This window comes from Spirillospora sp. NPDC048819 (genome assembly GCF_040650055.1).
Classification (GTDB): Bacteria; Actinomycetota; Actinomycetes; order Streptosporangiales; family Streptosporangiaceae; genus Spirillospora.
The window spans coordinates 406568-430122 of record NZ_JBEZGN010000001.1; the positions used below are offsets into that span (position 1 = coordinate 406568).

Consider the following 23555-nt stretch of genomic DNA (forward strand, 5'->3'; position numbering starts at 1 on the left):
GCGTGGATGTCCCTAGGAGCCGGACTTTGCGGAGGTTCGGCGGCGCGTTGTGGTCTTCTTCGCCGTCTTCTTCTTCCCGCCACCCGCGGCCACCTTCTCCCGCCGCTCAGCGAGCAGCTCCGCCGCGCGCTGGATGGTGATCGACTCGACCTCGTCGCCCTTGCGCAGGCTCGCGTTCGTCTCGCCGTCGGTGACGTACGGGCCGAACCGGCCCTCCTTCACCACCACCGGCTCCCCGCTCGATGGGTCCTTGCCGAGCTCCCGCAGCGGCGCGGCCGCCGCGGCACGGCGCCCACGCTGCTTCGGCTGCGCGAACAGCTCCTTCGCCTGCTCCAGGGTCACGGTGAAGAGATCCTCCTCCGAACCCAGCGAACGGCTGTCGGTGCCCTTCTTGATGTACGGGCCGAACCGCCCGTTCTGCGCGGTCACCGGCTCCCCGTCCAGCTCACCGAGCGTGCGGGGCAGCGACAGCAGCTTCAGCGCGTCGTCCAGCGTGATCGTGTCGAGCGACATCGACTTCAGGAGCGAACTGGTGCGCGGCTTGGCGGCCGCGGCCTTCTTCGTCCGCTTCTTCTCCCCCTCGGCGGGCGGCGCCGCCTCCGGGATCATCTCGGTGACGTAGGGGCCGAACCGTCCCGACTTGGCGACGATCGTGCGGCCGGTCTCCGGGTCGGTGCCGAGCTCCCGGTCGCCGGACGGCTGCGCGAACAGCTCCTCGGCCTTCTCGGAGGTCAGCTCGTCCGGCGCGATGTCGTCGGGGATGTTGACCCGCTCGCCGTCCCGATCCAGGTAGGACCCGTACCGGCCGACCCGGACCATGATGTCGGAGCCCTTGATCGGGAAGGAGCTGACGCCCTTGGCGTCGATGTCGCTGATGTCGCTGACCAGCTCCTTCAGCCCCTCCTCGCCGTTGGCGCCGAAGTAGAAGCGCGTCAGCCAGCGGACGCGCTCGGCCTCGCCGCGGGCGATCTCGTCGAGACCGTCCTCCATGTGGGCGGTGAAGTCGTAGTCGACCAGGTTGCCGAAATGCAGCTCCAGCAGGTTCACCACGGCGAACGCCAGGAACGACGGGACCAGCGCCGTGCCCTTCTTGAACACGTACTCGCGGCCCAGGATCGTGCCGATGATCGCGGCGTAGGTCGACGGGCGACCGATCTCCCGCTCCTCCAGCTCCTTGACCAGGCTGGCCTCGGTGTAGCGGGCCGGCGGGCGGGTCGAGTGGCCCTCCGCGTCCACGGTGTTCGCGGTCAGCGGGTCGCCCTCGGTCAGGTTCGGCAGCCGCCGCTCCTGGTCGTCGCGGTCCGTGGACGGGTCGTCCGCGGACTCCACGTACGCCTTCAGGAACCCGTAGAACGTGATCGTCTTACCGGTCGCGTTGAACTCGGCGCGCTCGTCCCGGGTCGACAGGCCCGTCACGCGGATCGACACCGACTGCCCGACCGCGTCCTTCATCTGGGACGCGATCGTCCGCTTCCAGATCAGCTCGTACATCCGGAACTGGTCACCGGACAGGCCCGTCTCCGCCGGCGTGCGGAACGTCTCGCCCGCCGGGCGGATCGCCTCGTGCGCCTCCTGCGCGTTCTTCACCTTGGACGCGTAGACGCGCGGCTTGTCCGGGACGTACTCGCCGCCGAACAGCGCCGCCGCCTGCCGCCGCGCCGCCGTGATCGCCGTCTCCGACAGCGTGATCGAGTCGGTTCGCATGTAGGTGATGAAGCCGTTCTCGTACAGCTTCTGCGCCACCGACATCGTGTACTTCGCGGAGAAGCTCAGCTTCCGGCTCGCCTCCTGCTGGAGGGTCGTCGTCCGAAAGGGGGGATACGGCTTGCGCGTATAGGGCTTGCGCTCGACGGACTTGACCTCGTAGGGCCGTCCCCGCAGCCGATCGGCCAGCCCCCGCGCCGCCTCCTCGTCCAGGTGCAGCACGTCCCGCGACTTCAGGGTGCCGTCCGACGCGAAGTCGCGGCCCTGCGCCACCCGCTTGCCGTCCACGGACAGGAGCCCGGCCTTGAACGCCTTCGGCTCCTCCTCCTTGCCCGTGTCGAACTGAGCCGCGATGTCCCAGTAGTGGGCGGGGACGAACGCGATCCGCTCCCGCTCCCGCTCCACGACCAGCCGCGTCGCCACCGACTGCACCCGGCCCGCCGACAGCTTCGGCATGACCTTCTTCCACAGGACGGGGCTGACCTCGTACCCGTAGAGCCGGTCCAGGATGCGGCGCGTCTCCTGCGCGTCCACCAGCCGCATGTTCAGTTCGCGCGGGTTCGCGGCGGCGCGCTGGATCGCATCCTTGGTGATCTCGTTGAAGACCATCCGGTGCACGGGGACCTTCGGCTTCAGGACGTCCTGGAGATGCCAGGCGATCGCCTCGCCCTCCCGGTCCTCGTCCGTCGCGAGGTAGAGCTCGTCGGCCTCGGCGAGCAGCTTCTTGAGCTTCTGGACCTGCTGCCGCTTGTCGGCGTTGACCACATAGAGCGGCTCGAACTCCTGCTCGACGTTCACGCCGAGCTTGGCCCACGACTCGCCCTTGTACTTCGCCGGCACCTCCGCCGCGCTGCCCGGGAGGTCCCGGATATGGCCGATACTGGACTCCACGATGTACCCACGACCCAGGTACCCCGCGATCGTCTTCGCCTTCGCGGGCGACTCGACGATCACCAGGCGGGTACCGGCGCCGTTGCCCCGGCCACTGTTCGCGGTGCCGTTCTTGGCTGGCACAGTCGCTCCAACCTCGCTGTCTTGGTCCTCTTGCCTTACACGGGCTCTTTCTTACCGGCTTGCTACAACGTCAGATGAGGGCGCGTTCATGCCCGCGGGTCACTTCCGCCGCCTCACCACCGTCGTTCCGCCCCGGGGACGGGATTCTCACCGCCGCGCGCCCCAGACAGGATGACATGCCGCCGGACGCCGCGCGGACCGGGTCGCCACCGTACGGTGCCGCATCCCCGGTAGACCAAGTAATAATGGTCGCAATGGCGGAGTACACCTACCTCGTCCTGTCACTGCCCCGCGGCACCACCCGTGATACCGCCCGGCAGATCCTGACCGAGCACGCGGAGCGCGGCGGCTGGGAGATCGATCGGTTGCGCCTCTACCCAGACGGCCGCCGCCGTATTCAGCTCCGCCGCAAGGTCATCCGCGCCGTCCGCACGTTCTGAGCCTGCCCCGCCGCCCGGAGCGTAGCATTACGTACGTTCCAAATGACGCAACGTGAGTGTATTGCCAGGTGACGGGTGCAGGTGACAGGTCCGGCGAAGGGCCTGGTGACAAGTCCGGCGACAGGGCTTCTCTGGCGACAGGGCTTCGCCCGTCCCGGGGACCGCGCCTTCCGGGACGGGCGAAGCGTCTCGCTCACCGCCGCTGCACAGCACGCCGCGGCGGCCTCAACTCCTCGGCAGATCCTCAGCGGATCCGCGCGGATCCACAGCGGATACTCAGCGGCGTCCGAACCTGGTCCCGCGGGACAGCCCCAGCAGCCCGGCGGCGAAGGCCAGCATCGCGGCCGCGCCGACCGTCCACGTCGTCCCGGCCTTCGGCTTCGGCCCGATCGTCTCCTCCGCCGCGACCGGCCGCACCGGCCCGATCACACCCGTCGCCGGTGCCGAGAGCGCCCCGGTCTCCGGAAGTCCCGCCGCCGCGTTCTGCGCGGACGGCACGACCGGCGTCGAGGGCAGCGCCGTTCCGCCCGGCACACCGGGGATCGTCCGCTGCCCCGGCGTGCCGGCGGCGGGCAGGTTCCGCGTCCCGAGCAGCGACACCGCCCCGGGCGCGCCCCCGCCGGCCAGGGTCGGCAGGCCATCGACACCCTGAACCGACCCGACCGGGAGCTGACCCACCGGCGGCGTTGCGGTCCTCGCGCCACGCAGAATCGCGGGGTTCGGCACGGAGCCGAGCAGTCCGTTGGCCTTGGGCAGACCGCCCAGCCCGGAAACGCCGCCGGTGACGGGCAGACCGTCCTTCGACCGCGCGTCGCTACCGGGCACGCCGCCCACCTCGGGCAGCGACTTCGCGGGCAGGTCCGTCGTCTTCGCCAGGCCGCCGACACCGGGGAGGCCATCGGTCGCGTGTGCTCCGTCCACCTGGGTCAGGACGTTCGTCACGGGCGATCCGTTCAGCTCGGACAGGCCACCGTCCACGGGCAGTCCAACCGCCTTCGACCGCGCGTCATCCGCCGGGCCGCCGCCCACCCCGGGCAGCGCCTTCGCCTCCGGCAGGCCGGTCACCGTGAAAAGGCCGTCGGCCACGTTCAGGCCGCCGACTCCGGGGACGCCGCCGGTCGTCCGGTAGTAGGGGTCGTAGCCGCCGTAGCCGGGCTCGTCCTGGCACAGAGCCGACGCCAGGCCGACCACGGCGGCGGCGTTGCCGCACACGTCCGCGGGCGCCGTGACCGGCGCATTCGCCTGGTTGCCGCTGCCGGCGCCGTGCTCGCCGGACGTCCACGCACCGGACCCGTGCGAGCCCTTGACCAGCGTCTGCCCCTGGCAGTTCGCCGCCGCCACGCCCACGATCGCCGCGGCGTTGCCGCAGACCTCGACGGGGATGGAGATCGGCGCGTTGACCTGGTTTCCGGACAGGATCCCGCCCGTCCCGGACGTGTGCTGGTCGCCGCCCGAGCTGCTGCGCACGTGGGCGCCGCCCTCGCAGAACGCCCCCGCCTGCCCGACGATCGCCGCGGCGTTGCCGCAGGCGCTCAGCGGGATGCTGATCGGGGCGTTGGCCTGGTTGCCGGCGAGGACGCCGAAGTCGCCGCCGGTCGTCTGCCCGCCCGTCCGGTGGCCGCCGTTGCGGACGGACGCGCCGCCCTCGCAGGCCGCCGCCGCGCCGCCGACCGCGTTCCCGCAGACGTCGACGGGAATGGAGATCGGCAGGTTCGCCTGGTTGCCGCTGCCCACACCGAACACGCCGGACGTCTCCTGTCCGGACCCGGTGTGGCCGCCGTTCTTGACACTGGCGCCGCCTTCGCAGCCCGCCACCGCGGCGCCGGCGATCGCCACCGCGTTGCCGCACACGTTGACGGGGACGGAGATCGGCGCGTTCACCTGGTTGCCCGCGATGGCGCCGCCCGTCCCGTCGGTGACCTGGCCGCCCTTGCCGCCGCCCTTGACCTTGGCGCCGCCCTCGCAGCCCGCGTCCGCGTGCCCGAGCACGCCGGCGCCGTTGCCGCAGACGTTCACCGGCAGGGAGACGGGGGCGTTGACCTGGTTTCCGGAGGCGACGCCGTGCCCGCCGGACGTCTGCTGCCCGGCGCCGTCGCGCTTACGGATCTTGGTACCGCCGTGGGACGTGGCGTATGCGGTGCCGAGCAGGGAGGCGCCGTTGCCGCTCACATCGACCGGCGCGGAGACCGGCGCGTTGACCTGGTTTCCGCTCAGGACCCCGCCGGCGCCGTCCGTGACGTCGGCGAAGGCGTTGGAGGGGAGGGCGGTGACACCGAGGGCGACAAAGCCCGCGGCGAACACCGCGGCACGGGATGTGCCTTTTGCCCGCGTTCGCATGTTGCTCCGTTCATTGAAGGGGGGAGACGCACGGTTCTCGCGTGCGTCGTGGGATGTGCCGTGCGGAGGGCACGGCGAGTGACCGGACCGGCGCGCCCGAGCCGCACGGGCACGCGTCCGGAGCCTGTGACCGGGTGTTAGTCGGGCGCGAAGGACGGCTCGTCCGCGGCGGTGCGGACGGCCGGGGGAACCGCGCCGAAGAGGCGCGCATCCGAAGCGCGCGGCGGGGCCGGAGCCCACGCGACGACGTTCGGGAACCCCGCCGTCACACCGTGCAGGGCGGACGCGCCGGCCGGCGCATTGCCGTCCGGCCGATCAGGCGCGTGGAACGGCACCGGATGGTGCTGAACGACCTTTTGTGCCACAGGGCCGCCGACGGCCGAAGCCGTCCGGGCAACCTTGGAAACCGCCCGCACGCGCTCCTGCGCCTCAGGCACCCCGTGTGCCTCAGACACGGAACCGGTCGCGGAAACCGCCGGAACACGGCCCTCGTGCGCGGCCTCTCGAACGTCCGGGACCACCGGCAGCGGCTCCGCGTCCGGCGTCACCTTTACGATCTCTGGCGATTTCTCCGCCACGGCCCGCACGACCCGGCGCACCGGTTCGTGCTTGTGGACGGTCTCGACCGCGTCCCCGAGCACGGGCGTCTTCGCGACGACCCGCGTGACGGGCATCTCCTCGGCGTGCGCGGACTGCGCCGCACACCCGAGGAGCCAGCCCGCGATCAGCAGCCCGCCGAGGACGAGCAGCCGCTGGAAGGCCCGGCCGGCGACGACGCGGCGCAGCCGGGCGGAATCCGCCCGAAGCCGCGCCGCGTCACCCGCCACAGGACACCCTCCGTCACCACCGCGCCATCCTCAACGAACGGTGACGATAGCACCACGGAGCGCATTGGCGATGGCAAATTCAGGAGCGATCGAGGAATTTGTCGAGGACCCTGACGCCGAATCGCAGACCGTCCACGGGAACGCGCTCGTCGACCCCATGGAACATTCCGGAAAAGTCCAATTCCGGGGGCAACCTCAGCGGCGCGAAGCCGAAGCACCGCATGCCCAGCCGCGCGAACGACTTGGCGTCCGTCCCGCCGCTCAGGCAGTACGGAACCGGCAGGGCGCCCGCGTCCTCCGAGGTCAGCGCCGCCTCCATCGCGGCGACGAGCGCCCCCTCATAGTCCGTCTCGATCGCCTGGTCATGGTGGACGAAATCGCGCTGAACGTCCGGCCCGAGAAGTTCGTCCACTACCGCGAAGAACTCCTGCTCATATCCGGGCAAAAACCGTCCATCCACCTGTGCCGTGGCACTCTGCGGAATGACATTCGTCTTATACCCGGCGTCCAGCCGCGTCGGATTGAGCGTGTTCCTGAGCGTCGCCCCGATCATCCGCGCCAGCGGCCCGATCTCCTCCAGGCACTTCTCCGGCCGCTCCGGATCGAACTCCACCCCGTACGCCATGCACGCCCGCTCCAGAAACGCCCGCACCGACTTCGTCAGCCGCACCGGGAACTCATGCGACCCCAGCCTCGCGACCGCCGCCGCCACGGCCGTCACCGCGTTGTCCGGATGCACCATCGACCCGTGCCCCGCGGTCCCCCTGGCGGTCAGGTTCATCCACGCGATGCCCTTCTCCGCCGTCTCGATGAGATACATCCGCTTGTCCCCGGGCACCGTCAGGCTGAACCCGCCGACCTCCCCCACGGCCTCGGTGCACCCCTCGAACAGCTCAGGATGCTCCTTCACCAGCCACTGCGCCCCCCACTTGCCCCCGGCCTCCTCATCGGCCAGGAACGCCAGCACCACGTCCCGCGGCGGCCTGCGCCCCTCCCTGAGCCGCTGCCGCACCACGGCCAGGATCATCGCGTCCATGTCCTTCATGTCCACGGCCCCGCGACCCCAGACGCACCCGTCCACGATCTCTCCCCCGAACGGGTCGTGCGTCCAGTCCTCCGCCCGCGCCGGCACCACATCGAGATGCCCGTGCAGCAGCAGCGCGTCCCGCCCGGGGTCCTCCCCCTCGATCCGCGCCACGAGACTGGCCCGCCCCGGATGCGACTCGAGGATCCGCGTCTCCAGCCCGACCTCCTCGAGCTCGGCCGCGACATACTCCGCCGCCACCCGCTCCCCCGGCCCCGAGTGATCTCCCGGGTTGCTCGTATCGATCCGGATCAGCTCCTGGCAGAGCCGGACGACCTCGTCCTCAGCGGTCGGCTGCTGGCCCACAGTGATCACCTTCGCGCCTCGCGTCCACAGCTGTCGCCCCCATGGTGCCCCGTCGATCGACTTCGCCGCGACTCGTCTCCTTTGGTATGGTGAACCGGCCGCAGCCGCGCTGCGGCCTGCAACCGGTCCGGGTGGCGGAATAGGCAGACGCGCTAGCTTGAGGTGCTAGTGCCCTTTACGGGGCATGGGGGTTCAAGTCCCCCCTCGGACACCAGCACCCATTGAAGCGTCAGGTCTATGACCTGGCGCTTTGCGTTTCTCTGGCCATGGAGCCACTTGATGACCTCCAAGAAACTGCAGGTCAGAAGCGTGGGGATTCGGGTCCCCGGTTTGGTTGACGGAGAAGCGAATGCCGCCTTCGGGAAGCCCTTCGTCCGTCGACCATCTCACCAACGAGCACGGAACGACACGCGAACCGGGGTCGATGGAGACGAGGCGACACGTTCTGACCATGACCGAGCGCTATGCGACCCGTGGGACGCTTGTTCTCCGGATGGCCGAGGCGTCAAGCTGTGAGCCGAGGAGAGGGGGCCGGCGATGGAGCGGGCCGACGCGATGGTGCTGTTCGGGATCACCGGGAATCTGGCGTACAAGATGCTGCTGCCGGCGTTGTACCAGCTGACGGCGGACGGGGTGCTGGACCAGCCGATCGTGGGGGTCGCCAAGACCGACCTCGACCTGGCCGGGCTGCGAAGTCGGGCCCGTGAGGCCTGCGAGGCCAAGCACGACAAGGTGGACGACGCGGCGTTCGAGAAGTTCGCCGGGAACCTCCGGCTCGTCGCCGGCGACTACACCGACGGCGCCACCTTCGATGCGATCCGTGGCGAGGTCGGCGATGCGGGATTCCTCACTCACTATCTTGCGGTTCCTCCTTCGCTGTTCGCGACGGTCGCCGAGGGCCTGGCCAAGGTCGACCTGAACAGGAACGCCCGGATGGTCGTCGAAAAGCCGTTCGGCAACGACCTGGAGTCGGCGCGGGCGTTGAACGCCGAGTTGCTGAAGTTCTTCGACGAGGACCATCTGAGGCGCGTCGACCACTTCCTCGGCAAGGAGCCGATCGAGGACCTGCTGATGTTCCGGTTCGAAAACATGCTCCTGGAGCCGATCTGGAACCGTCACTACGTCGACAACGTGCAGATCACGATGGCCGAGGACTTCGACGTCGCCGACCGTGGCTCGTTCTACGACGCCAACGGCACGATCCGCGATGTCGTCCAGAACCACCTTCTGCAGATCCTCGCGCTCCTGGCCATGGACACGCCGCCGTCGACCGACTCACGCGCCTTCATCGACGAGAAATGGCGGGTGCTGCGCGCCGTCGAGGCCGTTGCACCCGGCGATGTCGTCCGCGGCCAGTACGACGGCTACCTCGCCACCGAAGGCGTCCGTGAGGGTTCGACCACCGAAACCTACGCTGCGCTGTGCCTGCGCATCAACAACTGGCGCTGGGCCGACGTCCCGTTCTACATCCGCTCCGGTAAAGCACTGGGCACCACCGATCTGGAAGTGGTCGCCCAACTCCGCACCCCGCCCATCAGCTTCTTCGACGGCGCCCCAGAGCCCAATCTGATCCGCTTCCGCATCCAGCCCGATGCGGGGGTCACATTCGACCTGCTCGCCAAGGTCCCCGGACGCGACAGCACCCGGCGAGTCCCGCTCAGCGTGGACTTCACCAAGGTCCTGGGCCCGATGGAAGCGGCCTACCAGCGCATCCTTACCGACGCGATGACCGGCGACCCCCGCCGCTTCGTCCGCTTCGACCTGGCCGAAGAATCCTGGCGCATCATCCAGCCCGTCCTCGACCTCCCCACCCAGCCCCTCCCCTACGCCAAAGGAACCTGGGGGCCGGACGAAGCCACCACCTTCGTCCCCGGCGGCTGGCACGAAATCTCCACCACCTTCGACTGACGCGTACGGGCCTGGATATGGGCCCGAGGGTGGCGACAACGACGATGCCGAGAAGCCGCAGACCGCCTCCCTCACCCGCGCCCAGTAAACGCCGTGGCACGGTTCACCCCGACCAGCCAAGCAGCACCCGAGATGTTGCCGTTCTCCAAATCCAGCGCCTCGAAGAACCTCGGCCACGGATCCAGACGATCAGAAGACTGAAGAAATTCCAACCTGAGTCCGCAGGTCACGGGCCGGTTGCGTTCCGCGCGGCGTGAGCGACAACGAGAGAGCTCCTGGTAGATCGAGATTTGCGACGATCTTGACCACCAGGAGCTCCGACGCTGTTCTATCGCGCTGCCCTCGATCTGTCTCGCTCGGCCCCCACGTTCGTGGCCGATCTGATCCGCAAGCACCGGGGCCGGGTCGGGTCACGGTGGCGGCGGTTGCCGCCGGGCCGCCAGGCGCTGCCGGTCCTGGTGCACCTGCGCCGCAACGAGACCCCGGCCGCGCTCGAGCCGGAGATCAAGGCGAAGAAGGTGCTCACCGTGCCGTCCTCGTTCGCCTCCTCCCTCCTGAAGAGCGACTACCTGGCGGTGCTGGGCACCACCTACGACATCGACATGATCAACGGCCTGGACTACTTCGTGAAGGAGGGGAAGGTCGCCGAGGGCGACACGGTCGGTCACATCTACTTCGAGGGCGAGTACGGCGCCAATGCGCTCAAGGGAAGCTCCTGGGCGGCGGAGCGGCTCGGCCTGACGCTGAAGGGAATCCAGATCAAGGCGACCGATGCGGATCTCACCGCCCAGGTCACCAGGTTGAAGGCCGATGGCGCCAAAGCGATCCTGCTCAGTGCCTCCGCCCGCCAGACCGCGTCGGTCACCGGCGTGACCCGCTCGATCGGCATGGACGTCCCGATCCTGACGCAGGCGCCCGGGTTCGACCCGGCCCTGCTGGACACTCCCGTCCGCGATGGCCTGGAGAAGCACCTGACCGTCCTGACGTCCTACGCGCCCTACGGGGCAGACATGCCCGGCCCCAAGGAGGTCGCCGCCGCGTTCGAGGCCAAACACCCCGACGCGCCCGCGGACGCACTGATCGGCTACGGCTACGTCTCCGCGCAGGTCCTCGGGGAAGCGCTCAAGCAGGCATGCGCGGACAAGGACCTGACCCGCGAGGGACTGCACGCCGCCTACCGGAAACTGAAGAGCGTCGACACCGGCGGGCTGATGGCCCCGATGGACTTCACCGTTCCCGGCGCGCCCGCGTCGACCCAGACGTTCATCACCAAGGTCGACGCGTCGGTCAAGGGCGGCCTCGTCCCGGCCGGGGGGCTCTACCGCGCTCAGATCACCCCGGACTACAAGCCGAACTGAGCGATCGTCCGCCCGGCCTCCCGTGCGGCCGGCGGCGCCCTTGGGTACCGAGGTACTGCTGGAACGCCGTCGGTGGATGCGGCCGGTAGGTCGAGTCTGCCGAGCGGACTCAATATGGACGTCGTTAGTCGACGGTCTCCAGCGGCACCGACTTGTAACCCTCGACCTCATGCGGCACCTGGAGCCGCTGCACCGAGGCGGAGGCCACGAGCGTCTGCATCACGGAGGTCAGCGCGCTGGACAGCGCCTTCTTGTTCTCTGCTTCCCTTCCGGGCTCCGCGATGTACGCGGCGAGCGTGCTCACCTCTTCGAGGATCGCCTCGCTGGCGCCGCCGAAGCCGTACGTGATGAGGTTGGGACGCGGGCGCCAGCCGGGATCGCGCAGCGCGGCGAAGGATGAGCGCCAGGCCGCGCCATCGCTCGGAATCCCGTCCGTCAGTAGGAAGACCACCGGCCGGTACGCCCGGACGCCGTTGCTCCGAAGGTTGCCGATGTCCCCTTCGATCTGGTCCCGCAGCAGGTCGAACATCGCACCGTAGACGGTCGTCCCCCGGCACTCGACCACCGGCAGACCGGTGAGCTGGGAGATGTCGGTCATCGGAAGGACCACATGCGGACGGGTGTTGAACGAGACGATCGAAAGGTGGATGAACTCCGCCACCCTCGGGCTGGCGTACAAGGTGTCGACGACCTCCGTCAGCGTGCTGTTCAGAAGGTGCTCGAAGTCCTTCATCGAGCCGGACGTGTCCAGCACCAGGTAGGTCGGCAGGCCTTTCTGCCCGCCGGGTTCGCGCTGATCGGCGTGTTCGGCGGCGTTCGAATCGGCGTGCGGTTCCAATTCTTCTCCTCGGGTCAGGATCGCAGGGCGATCACGGCGAGCAATGCGATGATCAGGAGCACGGCGATGACCCAGGCGGGGGAGCATCCCGATCTCCTTCGATCCGGTGGACGCCCCTTTCCGGGGTCGGTCTGCGGGGTGAAGGCCGACGAATCGGACGGTGCCCCGTGCAGGACGCGCGTCGGGATGTCCGGACGGGGGCCGGCCGGTGCGTCCCGCCGCGTTGCGTGCGGGGTCTGCGTCCGGGGCGGCGGGCTTGTCGGTGATCGCCCACCGGTCGGCCGCCACGGAATCGTCCCGGTCACGTTGGCTCCTTCGGGAGCTCCGCATCTCAGGCGCCGACCAGCAGACGACCTCCCGGAGTGGACGGCGGGGTGGCCCTTCCCGGTGCGCGGCCGGCCAGTGGACGGCTCACTCATCGCCGCGAGGATCTCCTCGAGCCGGGGGCGGGCATCGGGCGTCGGGGCGCCGATGCACTTGGCCAGCAGGTCGATGAGGTCTGGGTAAGCCGGGTACAGCGCAGCCATTCCCTCGACCGCTTTGAGTCGTTCCTGCCGGAGCCCCGTCGTCGTGCGGGCTACGAGCAGCGCCACCTTGTACCGGTCCGTATGAGTGGTGAGCGGTCGCGACTTGTCCGCCAACGGGTCGTCCCAGTTGTGCGTTTCCAGGTGGTCACGTTTCCCCATCCGCGCGGTGTCCATATCGATCACCAGGACGCGATCGGTGCCGGGGGCCCAGAACGCATTCGCGAAAGACCAGTCCCCGTAGACCAGGCCCTGGCGCTCGAAGAGCGCGGCGACCGCGACGATCTCCCGCATCGCCGCGAGCCGCAGCTCCGGCGTCGGCACCGGCAGGCCCAGCCGCCTGATGTCCCGGTCGGAATTGGCCAGCAGGTCCAGTTCGATCGTCTGCCGCCGGGTGCGCCCCTGCAGCAGCGCAAGGTCCCAGGAGAAGCCGTCGTCCGCGCGCGCCATGATCGTGCCGACGGTGCGGTATCCGTCGACCACGCGGGAGACCGGCCACGCGACGCTCCGGTCGACTAACGCGAGGTCCTCCGGAGACATCCGCCGGGGGAGCTCGATGAGGTCATCCAGCGCGATGTGCCCGATCCGCGCCGAGGGCTTGTAGCGCTTGACCAGCCACCCCGGGTGGCCGGGAGCCTCATGGATCACCGACGACTCCCCGTTGTCGCGGGCGATGACGGCGGACGCGTCGTGGCCCTCGACGTCGCACAGCCGGACCGTCCGGGGGAACGGGGAACCCGACCACGTCCTCACCGGGGTCCTCCTCCCCGGCTCGGGCACCACACGACCACCGCGGTCCGGTCGTCCAGTTCTCCCTTCGCCTCGAAGCCGACGTCGTCCACGAAGTCGCTGATGTGGGGCGGTCGCGTCCAACGGGCGGCGAACCAGGCGCCCAGGTCGGGATGGGCGAGCGCGTCACCGATACCGTCGGTCGTCAACGCCATCACCGCGCCCGGCGCCAGCTGGAACGTGGTGCAGGCAGGGTGCGGATGATGGGGCAGGAACGCGCTCAGCCTGCTTCGGTCGAAGCCGCTTCGCTCGTCCCCGGCGACCTGCCGCCACGATGAGCCTTCGCGGATCCACGCGCCGACGTCCGCGATCGACCACACCCGCACCCGCCGGGTGCCGTCCGTGGCGGCGTCCAGGTCGACCGCGGCGGCAAGGACCGCCGCGCGCACCGCTTCAGGACCGATCCCGCGCTGGTCCGCGGCGCCCGCCATCTGCCGCGCCGCCGAGACGAACCACTCCCGCGCCCGTGTGCCTGCCGGCCCGCCGGCGGCATCGGACCACAGGTGCCGAACGAGTGCGGTCGTCGCGACGTTCGCCCCGATGTGGGAGTGCGAGCTGTCGGACATCCCGTCGGCGATCGCGACGATCAGGTGGCGGCGGCTCTGGTCCACCGCGATCCGAAAGGCGTCCTGGCGCGGCTCCGCCGGTTCGTCGCATCGGTGGCCGGGGCCGACGATCGACGCGGCCCGCACTTGGAGGTCCCCCGCCTGGGCGCCGTCCGCCGTGATGCCGGACGGGCCGGGCTCGAGCGGAAGGAGCCAGGGGCGCCGATGGGCCGGGCCCGATGTTCCGAGCGGCCGGGGAAACCCCCCTTCCGCTCGGTGCTCGGAGGCCGGCCGCGCTGTCCGTTCCCCGGGGGAACCCGATGCCGCGTCCGCCTCCGTGACGGATGCTCCTTGCGAAGCGGGCATCGGTGCGGGGGTGGACGCCGCGCCGGGAGCACGGGCCAGACCTCGTCCGAATGCCGGGGGCATGGCGTCCGCCACCGGAGAGTCGCACGGTGCCGGAAGGGCCGGTGCCGGACGTGCGGAGGGCTGCTCGGCGGCCACGTACCGCTCCTTCCGATGCCGAACCTCGGCGAGGTCGTCCCTTCGTGCCTGGAGCAGGAGAGAGCAGACGATCAGGGCCGCGGCCATGGCGAGGCAGATGCCCGCCGCGGCTCTGTGGGTCCCGACCAGCACGCCGCCCGTGAGCATGACGAGAAGGGCCGTGGCCGCGACCGCTGCTCGCCGCCTCCGCACGTACATCTCCCGATGCGGTCCGGTGTGCGCACCTCGCCGGAATGCCCGGCCACGGCCGGCGGCGTCACCGCGCCTCATGCTTCCCGGTCTTCGTCGCGGCCCCCGAACGTCTTCCAGCCGGCGACGCCGTCGCCCGTCGAAGACTCGGCCGGAGTCTGCGTTCCGGCGGGAGCCGCAGGCCGAGCCGTGGGCGGAGGCGGCGGAGCGGGAGGCGTGGACGGCGCGTCGATGTATGACCACTCGGACGCTTCAGGCTCTGAGGAACCGTTCGCGTCCGGCTTCCAGTCCGTTCTCGAGTCCGGCTTCGGGCCGTCGATCGCCGGTGGCGCGGTCGGAGGCGGGGGGATGGCCGGCGCGCCGAACGCCGTGACCGCCGTCGAGTCCGCGACCCGCTCCAGCGGCTGCAGCAGCAGCCCGCGCATGTTCTCGACGTCCGCTTCCTGGATGAAACCCTGATCGACCATCCGGTCGAACAACGCCATCTGGGCGTTCTGCGTCATCTCCCGGCGCTGAGCGATCATCCGCAGGACCTCGCCGACCTGGTCCGGGTTCCGGGTCAGGAAGAGGAACAGCAGTTCGTCCTCGCCCTTCGCCGTCCGGCGCAGCGCCTCGATGCGCTGCCGCTCGAGTTCCACGTTCTGCCTGTCGGTCACCATGTCGCGCTCCAGGCCACGCGTCTTGTGCTGGAACTCGGCCGTGTGCTCGTCGATGTGCAGGCGGACCGCGACCTTGAAGAGCGTGATGCCCTCCTCCAAGACGAGCGGGCCGTGCAGCTGCATGTCCTGGAGTTCACGCTCGGCGGTGGTGCAGTCGTCGATGTCGTAACGTCGGGTGACCTGCCAGAAGCGCTCCAGAAGGCGGGCTTTCACGGTCTCCAAAGCATCCTCGACCGCGTAGGTGACGATGACCTCGGGAGCGGTCACCCCCCACGTCACGTCCGCCTCGAGTTGGAATCGCATCGCGTCGTAGCGGCTCGGCACGCTGGCGCTGATGGTGTCGTGACGCCGGCGCACATCGACCATGTACCAGTTCTTGTACCTGTGGGCGTCGAAGATCGACGCACGGCCGAACGGGGGAACGGCCACGCCGCTGCGATCCGAGTAGACGATCGCCATGCCCGGTGAAGGAGCCGGGCCACGGTCGCCGAAGGTCACATACCCGGAACCAACGATGAGGTCGGACTCGGTGGAGTCGGTCCCTTGGGGCGAATTCATCGGAGTGTCCTCCTCGCATCGAGAGCCGCGATGACCGCGGCCATGCTTTTTGGAGCGTGCGACCACCGGGACGCGGTGATCCGAACGATGCGGTCGGTGCGGCGGTCGAAGCGGACGGCCGCGAGAAGCCAGCCGAGGAGGGCGGGGCCGGACGGGGTCTCCTCCAGCAGCCGCGCCCATTCTCCGAGCACGTCCTTGGCGGCTTCGTGCAGGTCGGCGGAGTTCAACGTCGCGTGCCACAACCGGACGATCTCGTGCGCCATGGCGGGATCCTGTTCGGCGTGGCGCAGCAGCGTCGGCCGCCACGCGCCGTCGGCGGCCACCTGCCCGAGGTCGGCGGCGGCCAGCAGGAACCCCAGCCGTCCTGTGACACGGACCCCCGGACGGCGGCTGGTCACCCACTCGAGGAGCAGGCTCAGCGCCACGGACGCGAACGCGCCGTCCCGGTACTCCAGCATCTCGGCGACGCTTGTGCACACGGCCTCTTTGACCTCGGCGCGGTCGTCGTCGGCGAGACGCTTGAGCAGGGTCACGGCATCGTCGCAGTCCCGCGCCGCGTCTTCCTTCAGAGTCACCCGCCAGGCGCGGGCGGCGGTCGCGCGGAGCAGCGGTCTCGTGCCGTCCGTACTCCACGCGTTGACCAGACCGGTCACGGCGTCCCGCAGTTCCCCGCGTTCGGCGACGACGCTCAGCGCGGTGGCCGCCGCGTCGCGCGCCTCGTCGTCGTTCGACCTGGCCCACGGCAGGATGATCGCGGAGCGGATCTGGTCGAACGACTCCGCCGCGAGGATCCCCGTCGTGACGGCGGCCCTGATCCGGACAGTGGGCACCTCGCTCCGTACACAGAGTCGTAGCCAGGTCAGCAAGTTCGGCCTGATCTCGTCGTACTCCTCCCAGACGAGCAGCAGCAGCCGCCGAGCCAGCCCCCGTTCCTGGAACCGGACGACCAGTCCGGGGGCGGTGCCGCCGTGCCGCGCTGGGATTTCCGACCGGACGAGATGCGCCCCGATCGCGCGCAGCCGGCCACTGCGGGTGCCGCCGAACGGCGTCGGCGTCCGGGCCGGCTGGTCCGCGGGTTCGAGCCGCCGGGTGAGCAGTTCCGCTGAGTTCGCGACCAGGTCGTAGTGCTCCCCGCCGAGTGTCGCGACCGCGATGGCGAGAGTCTGTGTCGCCAGGTCCGCCATGCCGGTGAACCATCGCTCCAGGTCGGGAACCTGCTGCATCGCCAGCTGGGCACGGACGGTATCCGCGATCGGATCTTGCGCGATGGCGAGCAGACAGGCGAGCCGGACGGCCTGGGCGGGTGACGCGTCCCGTAGTTGATCGCGGCACAGGTCGGCGACGTCGGGGTCCCCCAGCAGGTGCTGAGCCCGCACGGGCGTCACCTTTGCCGTGAGGTGCGATCGCAGCACCTCGTGCGGGTCGGGCGGCGACACGTCCACGATGTGCCGTTCCAGGTCCGGGTCGGTGAGGCCGGCGGTGTGGGTGGTGGTGATGACGAGCCTGCGGTCGCCGCCGAGTTCGGTGGCGAGCCGGTCGATGTCGAACGCCCGGAGCTTCTCCGCGGCCTGCGGAGGCGGGTCGGCCAGGAGGTGACCGCCGGGCCCCAGGTCGGCGCCGGTGAGGGAGCCGAGGTCGGTCTCTGGATGCAGCCGCTGCACCGTCCCGAGGGCCAGGCCGAGCAGCAGCCGCCGGGCGAGTGCGTACCTCCCGGTCCCGTCCGAACCGCGCAGCACCACGACGCGGCGCTCGCGCACCGCCGCCTCTGCGAGGCCGAAGCGGGCCGGGGGGACGAAGCACCGGTCCAGCGCCAGATCCTCTTCGGTGAGCGCCACGAGGCGGATGCGAGTGACGGCGCCCGTGACGGTGATGTAGTTGACGTCACGTCCGACGAACTGGTCGGCCGTCACCGTCGCGCGCGCAAAGTAGGACCGAGCGTCGTGTTCGGCCCCGAGTCGCTCGCCGGTCTCACCGGGGTGTGCGGCGCGCTGCGAGAACTCTCGGCCGAGGTCCTGCGCGTCGCGCGGCTCCCGGTCTTCGGCGTCCGGCTGCGCGAGGTCCTCGGGCTCGTCCGCGGCGCCGTCCTGCGGCTCCGGCCCATCGGCGGTCATCGGCCGGCCTCGCCCAAGTTATTGTTAAAATCGCGTCCGATGAACTGCCTCGCCTGGATGTGCGCCCCGGCGTAGTCGCCGACGCGGCCTTCCGCTCGCGCGGCGGGTGGCGGCGCGCCGGGCGCTTGGGGGGTGGGGGAAGCGTCCGCGTTCATGTCGGTCCCGGTGTTGCGGTCGGTGCCGGCGGAGTCCAGGTCGAACTCGGTCAGGTCGTGTCCGGGCACCAGAACCCAGGCACGGCCCGTGAACTCCTTCATCCGCACGGTCACCTGCCGGAAGTCCGCGGGGTCGAGCGTCGTGTGCTCCTCGGCGACCGTCTCGGCGAAGACCCGCTCGGAGAGGATGACCGCGAGCGCTGCGCCCGTGCCGTCCAGCGCCCGGCGCAGCGCTTCGCTGTCGCACAACCGGCTCGCGACCACCAGTCCCGCGCCGGCGTAGCCCTTCGCCGCCGGGAGCGCGGGACCGTAGTGGACGGCCATGCGCAGCCGCAGTTCGCGGCCGGACGGGACGTCCCGGTTGTGCCGGCGCAGTTCCGCGTGCAGGTGCCGGACGTAGTCGTCCACGACGCGCGGTTCGGGCTCACCGTCAGGGAGCACGGAGACCTCTCCGTCTCCGGCCTCCTGAGTCCACCAACGGGAGCGCCGCAGTCCGGCTCGGTCGCCCGCGCCGTCGAGCACCGCACTCAGGTCGCTCTGTATACGCCGTTGCCAGTTTCCGGTGGCACCTCCGTAGCCCTTCGCGTCGAATGAGACCACCAGCCGGCGTGCGAAGTCATCGCCTTCCGCCACTGTTCCCAACCCCTTCATCGGTGGGTGTTCGCGGAAAGAGTGCCACCACACGCTGGGACAGATGTCGCATAAATACGGTGTCTCGCCATTCCAATGTCAGCGAGTCCCACCTTGCACTGGAGAACGTCGGATTAATACGTGATCGCTCTCCGACCGGTGGGTTTCACTGGTGCCGAATCACAAGAAGGAGGCACATGAACCAGCAGGAGACGGACACAGCGGGCCCGGCGGCGGATGAAACGGCCGACGTCACGGCGGACGACGTGGCGGTCGCGCTGGCCGTCATGACGGCCGGTCAGGCGTATGTGCAGCAGGCCGACATGAAGGTGTCCATCCTCATCGCGCTCCAGGCCGGTGCGGTCGTCGGGCTGACCGCCGCCCGCGCAGCCGGCTCGGCTCCCGCGACGATCTCCACCGCGTTGTTCGGGGTTTTCCTCACTGCGTCCCTGGTCGCCGGGTCCCTACTGCTTCTGGCGCTACGCCCGCGCCTCAGAGGGGACATGGCGCCCAGCCGCTACGGCATCGTACGAATTCCGGAACGACCGCCGGCCGGCGCAGCGGCGCAGCGTGACGAGGCGTGGGCGATGGCCCGCACTCTCGCCGCCCTGGCGGAGGTGAAGTACCGGCAAATCGGACGGGCGGTTCCATGGATCATCCTCGCGCTCATCACCGGCACGGCGGCCGAATTCCTCGCCTGAGGGGTCGCTCCCCGCGTGACGGACCCGTCTACACAGCGGGTTCGTCGTGGTCCGCGTCGGGTTCGGCCACGCGGCGCAGCCCGGCCTCGTCGATGATCACGATACTCCGGTAGGCGGAGGTGATGAAACCGTTCCGCTTCAGCATGGAGACCGCCTGATACACGGCGTCCTTGCCGGCACCGATGAGCATGCCGAGTTCTTCGTGGGAGAGGGCGACGCCCAGCGTCTTGCCGGTCGGCTCCACCGGTCGGCCGTGCTGGTCGGACAGCACCAAGAGGACTCGGGCGAGCCGGACGTGCACGGGGAATCCGGCGAAGTCCAGCCGGCGCTGGTTCGCCCACTGCAACCGGTCGGCGATCGTGGCATTGAGCGCGAGCCACGCTTGCGGATGCTCATGCAGGAACTCCATGAGCACCGCCGCCGTGATCTTGTGGGCCCAAACCTTCGAGCAGGCGGTGACCGTGGCCGAGCGGGGTTGCCGATGCAGCGCTCCGAGTTCTCCGACGATGTCGCCGGAGAGCCGAATACCGAGCAGCCCGTCCCGGCCGTCCGCCAGGCGTCCCATCACCTTGACGCAGGCGGTCAAGTCCGGGCTGTCCGAACGCAGGATGAAGGCGAAGTCGGTAAGGGCGTCGTCTTGCCCTATCAAGACGGTGCCCCGGGGGAACGATCTCGCGGGCGCCACGCGGAGCAGCGCCGTTCGCGTCGGGGCGTCCATCCGGGAGAGCAGTGTCCCCGTGACCCACTTGCCCATCACGTCGTTCGTCGGCACATCCGCCCCCAAGCAGAGCCCTACAGTCCGGGAGCCGGAATCATCATAAGAGAGGGTAAGTAGTCTGTGCCGTTTTTTCTCGAAGGCTCTCCGAGTTGCGAGGGTCCGCCGGCACATTGACGATCTTGACGGCGACCGGTTCCTCCAAGTGCGAACTGACAGCGTTTGCAACGCACGGGTGACTTAATTGCAGATAGAGACGGGGAGAGATGCGTAGCCGCGGATGGTGCTGTTGATCTTCCGTGTGGGTTCGCCGTTCCGCGTGAGCGTGATCCCGCGGCGGGCGAGCTTCTCAAAGAGGATGCGGCCCTCGAGCCGCGCGAGCGGGGCGCCCAGGCATGTGTGAGGGCCGTGGCCGAAGGCCAGATGACCGCCTGCGGATCGGGTGATGTCGAAGCGTTAGGGATCGGTCCAACGTCGTGGGTCGCGATTGGCCGCGCCGTACATGGAGCTTCATTGATCCAGCCGGTGACCTCCGCCGGGTCGGCTCCGGCATCCAGCGCGGCCCCGTACTGGACGAGCTTGCGATCACATCGCGGCGAGCATCCCACCGACACCGGCCCCACCGAGATGGGCGGTCCGGGCACCGAGTGCCCCTACCAGCGCTACAGAATCGGTCGCGAGATCCCGCAGGTCGTACGCGGGCTTCATCGGGTTGAGGGTCGTCGACGCCCCGGAGTCACGCAGGTCGTAGCGGACCACGCGCCGCCTCCCCGACGCGAGGCGCTCGCACAGCGCGTCGGGCCAGGACAGCATCGTCGTACCACCGACCAACAGGACCAGCGGATCGTCCACGCGCCCGAAGCTTTCGAGGCCGAGCTCCACACCGTTCACCTTCACCGACGTCATCACCGGCCGCTCGCTCACTGCTCAGGCTCCGATGCGGCCGCGCGGGGCATCAGAGCCACCACAGGGAGGCTCAGGGCGATGGCAGCGAGAACGACGACCAACGTGACCTCCATGGCATGAGCCAGACCGGCACCGGCGGCGTGGAAGAAGACCGACGTGACCGCAGCCGAACCGATCGCCGAGGCGAGCTGCTGGATCGAGCTGAGCGAGCCGCTGGCACTGCCGGCCTCGTCGGGCTTCGCGTCCCCGAGAGCCACGGTGGGGATCGTGGTGAAGCAAAGACCGGTACCGACGCCGATGACGATGAACGCCGGTGCCATCGCCCAGAGGCTGATGCTCGTCCCGGAGCCGTCGACGAGGGCCAGGATCCATCCACAGCCGACGAGGCTGACGGTCAGGCCGATGAACACGAGTCGGCGTCCGAGCTTGGCGACCAGGCCCCCCATGGCGGCGAACGTGGCGGCGATAAGGCCCACCGTAAGCGGCACCAGGCCGAGCGCGGCGTCTCGCGGACTTGCGTGCAGCCCCTCCTGCAAGAACAGCGACAACACGAAGAACAGACCCGTACTGGCGGCGAAGACCACCAGGCCCACGATCATGCCCGACGTGAAACCTCGGTTCTTCAGCAGCGAGGCCACGATGAGTGGGTGGGACGCGGTGCGCTGACGGCGGGCGAAGGCGGCGAAGGACAGCACGCCGAGGCCGATCGCGACGACCGGGACGGCGCTCCAGCCGTGGGTCGACCCCTCGATCAGGCCGTACAGCAGTCCGAGCATGGTTGCCGCAAGCAGGCCGGAGCCCCAGCCGTCGACGACGGTGGACCGGTCGCCGTCGTCGTCCCGCGGCAGGATCCTGACGGCCATGACCAGCCCGACAGCGCCGAGGACGATGTTCGCCAGGAAGATCGGGCGCCACGATAGACCGAACAGGTCGGCACTGATGATGAAGCCGGCGAGGACCGGGCCGCCGACGCTGGAGAGGCCGAGAACAGGGCCGAATAGCCCGAACGCCAGTGAGAACCCGGCGACGGCCGAGGCCAGGGTGAAGCCGCTCAAGCCGATCAGGAAGAGCCTGCGTTGGCCGAACTTGTCGCCCAGCCGTCCGCCGACCAGGAGCAGAACTCCCATGGCGAGCATGTACGCCGGCCCCAGCCACTTGATGAGGCGCTCCCCGCCGCCGAGATCGCTGGCGATGGTGGGGGCCGCGATGTTCGTGACCGTCGCATCGATCACGTCGAGGGCGTCGGCGAGCAGCACCAAGCCCAGGATCGTCCACATCCGGCGACTCGAGAGCTGCGCTGATGCCATGCCCGGCTCTGTCAGGCTGATCACGAGGCAACGTCCTTCCGTGTTCGTCGCCGATTACTCGGCGAGCTCCGGAAGCGGGAGCACCTCGCCGGGGGTCTTGGTGTAGCCGAGCTGCTCGATCACACGCCCGTCGCTGACCCGCGTGACGTTCACCCCGAGGACCGATTCCTCGTCGCTCGGTCCGAAGCGGTAGCGCCAGCGAACCGCCGCCCACTCGTCGGCGGTGAAAACGTGCTCGACCTCGAACGTCGTCGACGGGTCGGCCATCAACTCGGCCCAGAAGTCCAGGCAGGCGTCCTTCCCCACATACACGGTGCCGTCGGGCGCCGGCTGGGCGGACACCATCACGCAGTCGTCGTGGACGACGTCGGCGAGCGCAGTCGTATCGCCGGCCTGGAACGCGGCGTCGAACAGCGCGATGGTCTCGGCGGTGGTGCGAGTGGCTCGCGTGGCGGTCATGTTGACTCTCCCGTAGATAGACCAGTCGATCTACCGGCAAGGTATAGACTGGTCGATCTACTGTCAAGAGGAGGTCGGGAACCGATGGCGAGAGACCGCTCACCAGGCCCGCGCGAACGACTGCTCGCGGCAGGTCAGCAGCTCTTCTACTCCCGCGGAACGTCGGTCGGCGTCGACGCGCTGCTCAAGGAGGCGGACGTCGCACGAAGGTCCCTCTACGAACATTTCGGCGGCAAGGACGGGCTGGTCACCGCCGTCCTCAACCGCGCCGCCGAGGACGACATCGCGTGGTACGAGAACGCCTTGGGCAGGGCCGACGATCCGAAGGCGCGGCTCCTGGGGCTGTTCGACCAGCTCGACGAGCTCGTCTCCGACCCCGGCTTCCGCGGCTGCCGCTACTTCGCCGCCGACCTCGGACATTCGGACCCCGACCACCCGGCACATGCGGAGACCGAGGCATTCCGGCGACGGCTGCGCGCCCTGCTCGTACGCGAGCTCGAAGCGTTGGGCCACCCCAACTCGAAGCGGGCGGCCGAGCAGATTCACCTGCTCATCGAGGGCACCCTCGTGATGGGCGCAACCACCGACGCTGAACATCCAGCCCGCACCGCGCGCGATGTCGCCGAGGCCATCCTCTGAGCCGGCAGCACTCGGAGCGGAGCGTGCGACAGCCCCTCGCGCCGTGATGTGTCCACGCTGCGGGCCATGGACCGACCCTGGCAGTCGGGATGCTGGTGCTCGGCACGTCGCGCGGCGTCGTCGGACTCAACGTCCCCTACGCCGACCATTGGGCGTGCGCCTGGTTCGGGTGCGGACCGGCGTCCACGAGCCGGTACCCGTAAGGGGGCCGGGCGCCGAGGTAGCGGCCGGTCGGGCACCGTTGGTGACCTTTCGGCGGCGGGCCCGCCCTTTGTGCTTCGCCCACTCGCCGAACGGGTCATGAGACGACTGTTCTCGGATCGCCATCTTGGAGGCCTCCCGGGGGAT

20 protein-coding genes, 1 tRNA gene and 1 pseudogene are annotated in these 23555 nt (G+C 69.6%); 7 read left to right on the forward strand and 15 right to left on the reverse strand.

Annotated elements, in window-relative coordinates:
* Positions 1-12: 12 nt before the first annotated feature.
* The gene (topA, locus tag AB0C35_RS01990; protein WP_358449435.1) at positions 13-2718 is read right to left on the reverse strand and encodes a type I DNA topoisomerase; all 2706 of its coding nucleotides are present in this window, start codon (positions 2716-2718) and stop codon (positions 13-15) included.
* Positions 2719-2972: 254 nt separating this feature from the next.
* Between topA and AB0C35_RS01995 the strand changes: the two genes are divergently transcribed.
* Positions 2973-3158, forward strand: a complete 186-nt coding sequence (locus AB0C35_RS01995; RefSeq protein WP_021596264.1) for a DUF5703 family protein — start codon at positions 2973-2975, stop codon at positions 3156-3158.
* 276 nt (positions 3159-3434) lie between these two features.
* Here the strand turns inward: AB0C35_RS01995 and AB0C35_RS02000 are convergent, their stop codons facing one another.
* The 3 genes from AB0C35_RS02000 to AB0C35_RS02010 form a co-directional block, all read right to left on the reverse strand.
* On the reverse strand, positions 3435-5495 hold the full coding sequence (locus tag AB0C35_RS02000) for a chaplin (RefSeq protein WP_358449438.1): 2061 nt from the start codon (positions 5493-5495) through the stop codon (positions 3435-3437).
* Between the two features lie 137 nt (positions 5496-5632).
* Positions 5633-6322, reverse strand: coding sequence for a hypothetical protein (locus AB0C35_RS02005; RefSeq protein ID WP_358449440.1), 690 nt, complete (start codon positions 6320-6322; stop codon positions 5633-5635).
* A 79-nt stretch (positions 6323-6401) separates the two neighbouring features.
* Positions 6402-7721, reverse strand: a complete 1320-nt coding sequence (locus AB0C35_RS02010; RefSeq protein ID WP_358449442.1) for a M20/M25/M40 family metallo-hydrolase — start codon at positions 7719-7721, stop codon at positions 6402-6404.
* A gap of 116 nt (positions 7722-7837) precedes the next feature.
* Between AB0C35_RS02010 and AB0C35_RS02015 the strand changes: the two genes are divergently transcribed.
* The 4 genes and pseudogenes from AB0C35_RS02015 (at position 7838) to AB0C35_RS02030 (ending at position 10978) form a co-directional block, all read left to right on the forward strand.
* A tRNA-Leu gene (locus AB0C35_RS02015) sits at positions 7838-7926 on the forward strand.
* 323 nt (positions 7927-8249) lie between these two features.
* Positions 8250-9620, forward strand: coding sequence for a glucose-6-phosphate dehydrogenase (gene zwf, locus AB0C35_RS02020; protein WP_358449444.1), 1371 nt, complete (start codon positions 8250-8252; stop codon positions 9618-9620).
* A 323-nt stretch (positions 9621-9943) separates the two neighbouring features.
* A pseudogene (locus AB0C35_RS02025) lies at positions 9944-10102 on the forward strand (IS5/IS1182 family transposase); the annotation flags it as partial.
* The gene (locus AB0C35_RS02030; RefSeq protein WP_358449851.1) at positions 10079-10978 is read left to right on the forward strand and encodes an ABC transporter substrate-binding protein; all 900 of its coding nucleotides are present in this window, start codon (positions 10079-10081) and stop codon (positions 10976-10978) included. The pseudogene AB0C35_RS02025 and the gene AB0C35_RS02030, both read left to right, overlap by 24 nt.
* Positions 10979-11102: 124 nt before the next feature.
* Here the strand turns inward: AB0C35_RS02030 and AB0C35_RS02035 are convergent, their stop codons facing one another.
* From AB0C35_RS02035 to AB0C35_RS02060, 6 genes are all read right to left on the reverse strand, one after another.
* Positions 11103-11816 carry a VWA domain-containing protein gene (locus tag AB0C35_RS02035; RefSeq protein WP_358449446.1) on the reverse strand — a complete coding sequence of 238 codons (714 nt, stop codon included), beginning with the start codon at positions 11814-11816 and terminating at the stop codon, positions 11103-11105.
* 14 nt (positions 11817-11830) lie between these two features.
* The gene (locus tag AB0C35_RS02040; protein ID WP_358449448.1) at positions 11831-13093 is read right to left on the reverse strand and encodes a hypothetical protein; all 1263 of its coding nucleotides are present in this window, start codon (positions 13091-13093) and stop codon (positions 11831-11833) included.
* Positions 13090-13821 (reverse strand): protein phosphatase 2C domain-containing protein, encoded by a 732-nt coding sequence (locus tag AB0C35_RS02045; RefSeq protein WP_358449450.1) that lies wholly within the window; start codon positions 13819-13821, stop codon positions 13090-13092. Before AB0C35_RS02045 ends, AB0C35_RS02040 begins: the two co-directional genes overlap by 4 nt.
* A gap of 623 nt (positions 13822-14444) precedes the next feature.
* Positions 14445-15584 (reverse strand): hypothetical protein, encoded by a 1140-nt coding sequence (locus tag AB0C35_RS02050; RefSeq protein WP_358449452.1) that lies wholly within the window; start codon positions 15582-15584, stop codon positions 14445-14447.
* Entirely contained in the window at positions 15581-17695 is a 2115-nt protein-coding gene (locus tag AB0C35_RS02055) for a hypothetical protein (protein ID WP_358449454.1), read from the reverse strand. The genes AB0C35_RS02050 and AB0C35_RS02055 overlap by 4 nt, the downstream gene beginning before the upstream one ends.
* Entirely contained in the window at positions 17692-18291 is a 600-nt protein-coding gene (locus AB0C35_RS02060; RefSeq protein WP_358449456.1) for a hypothetical protein, read from the reverse strand. Before AB0C35_RS02060 ends, AB0C35_RS02055 begins: the two co-directional genes overlap by 4 nt.
* Before the next feature lie 386 nt (positions 18292-18677).
* On the opposite strand from AB0C35_RS02060, the gene AB0C35_RS02065 reads away from it, so the two are divergent.
* Positions 18678-19181, forward strand: coding sequence for a hypothetical protein (locus AB0C35_RS02065; protein WP_358449458.1), 504 nt, complete (start codon positions 18678-18680; stop codon positions 19179-19181).
* 28 nt (positions 19182-19209) lie between these two features.
* Here AB0C35_RS02065 and AB0C35_RS02070 read toward each other — a convergent pair whose 3' ends face one another.
* The 5 genes from AB0C35_RS02070 to AB0C35_RS02090 form a co-directional block, all read right to left on the reverse strand.
* Positions 19210-19953, reverse strand: a complete 744-nt coding sequence (locus AB0C35_RS02070) for a Crp/Fnr family transcriptional regulator (protein WP_358449460.1) — start codon at positions 19951-19953, stop codon at positions 19210-19212.
* A gap of 183 nt (positions 19954-20136) precedes the next feature.
* Entirely contained in the window at positions 20137-20343 is a 207-nt protein-coding gene (locus AB0C35_RS02075) for a cytochrome P450 (protein ID WP_358449853.1), read from the reverse strand.
* Between the two features lie 138 nt (positions 20344-20481).
* Positions 20482-20820 (reverse strand): alpha/beta hydrolase, encoded by a 339-nt coding sequence (locus AB0C35_RS02080; RefSeq protein WP_358449462.1) that lies wholly within the window; start codon positions 20818-20820, stop codon positions 20482-20484.
* A complete protein-coding gene (locus tag AB0C35_RS02085) occupies positions 20817-22133 on the reverse strand; it encodes an MFS transporter (RefSeq protein ID WP_358449464.1) in 1317 nt (438 codons plus the stop codon). Before AB0C35_RS02085 ends, AB0C35_RS02080 begins: the two co-directional genes overlap by 4 nt.
* 30 nt (positions 22134-22163) lie before the next feature.
* Entirely contained in the window at positions 22164-22568 is a 405-nt protein-coding gene (locus tag AB0C35_RS02090) for a nuclear transport factor 2 family protein (RefSeq protein WP_358449466.1), read from the reverse strand.
* A gap of 84 nt (positions 22569-22652) precedes the next feature.
* Here AB0C35_RS02090 and AB0C35_RS02095 point away from each other — a divergent pair, with 84 nt between their 5' ends.
* On the forward strand, positions 22653-23207 hold the full coding sequence (locus AB0C35_RS02095; RefSeq protein ID WP_358449468.1) for a TetR/AcrR family transcriptional regulator: 555 nt from the start codon (positions 22653-22655) through the stop codon (positions 23205-23207).
* Positions 23208-23555: the final 348 nt, after the last annotated feature.

Coding starts and splice junctions, on each gene's coding strand:
- AB0C35_RS01995 (WP_021596264.1), top strand. CDS start 2,973: ATGGCGGAGTACACCTACCTCGTCCTGTCACTGCCCCGCGGCACCACC.
- AB0C35_RS02000 (WP_358449438.1), bottom strand. CDS start 5,495: ATGCGAACGCGGGCAAAAGGCACATCCCGTGCCGCGGTGTTCGCCGCG.
- zwf (WP_358449444.1), top strand. CDS start 8,250: ATGGAGCGGGCCGACGCGATGGTGCTGTTCGGGATCACCGGGAATCTG.
- AB0C35_RS02050 (WP_358449452.1), bottom strand. CDS start 15,584: ATGAATTCGCCCCAAGGGACCGACTCCACCGAGTCCGACCTCATCGTT.
- AB0C35_RS02055 (WP_358449454.1), bottom strand. CDS start 17,695: ATGACCGCCGATGGGCCGGAGCCGCAGGACGGCGCCGCGGACGAGCCC.
- AB0C35_RS02065 (WP_358449458.1), top strand. CDS start 18,678: ATGAACCAGCAGGAGACGGACACAGCGGGCCCGGCGGCGGATGAAACG.
- AB0C35_RS02090 (WP_358449466.1), bottom strand. CDS start 22,568: ATGACCGCCACGCGAGCCACTCGCACCACCGCCGAGACCATCGCGCTG.
- AB0C35_RS02095 (WP_358449468.1), top strand. CDS start 22,653: ATGGCGAGAGACCGCTCACCAGGCCCGCGCGAACGACTGCTCGCGGCA.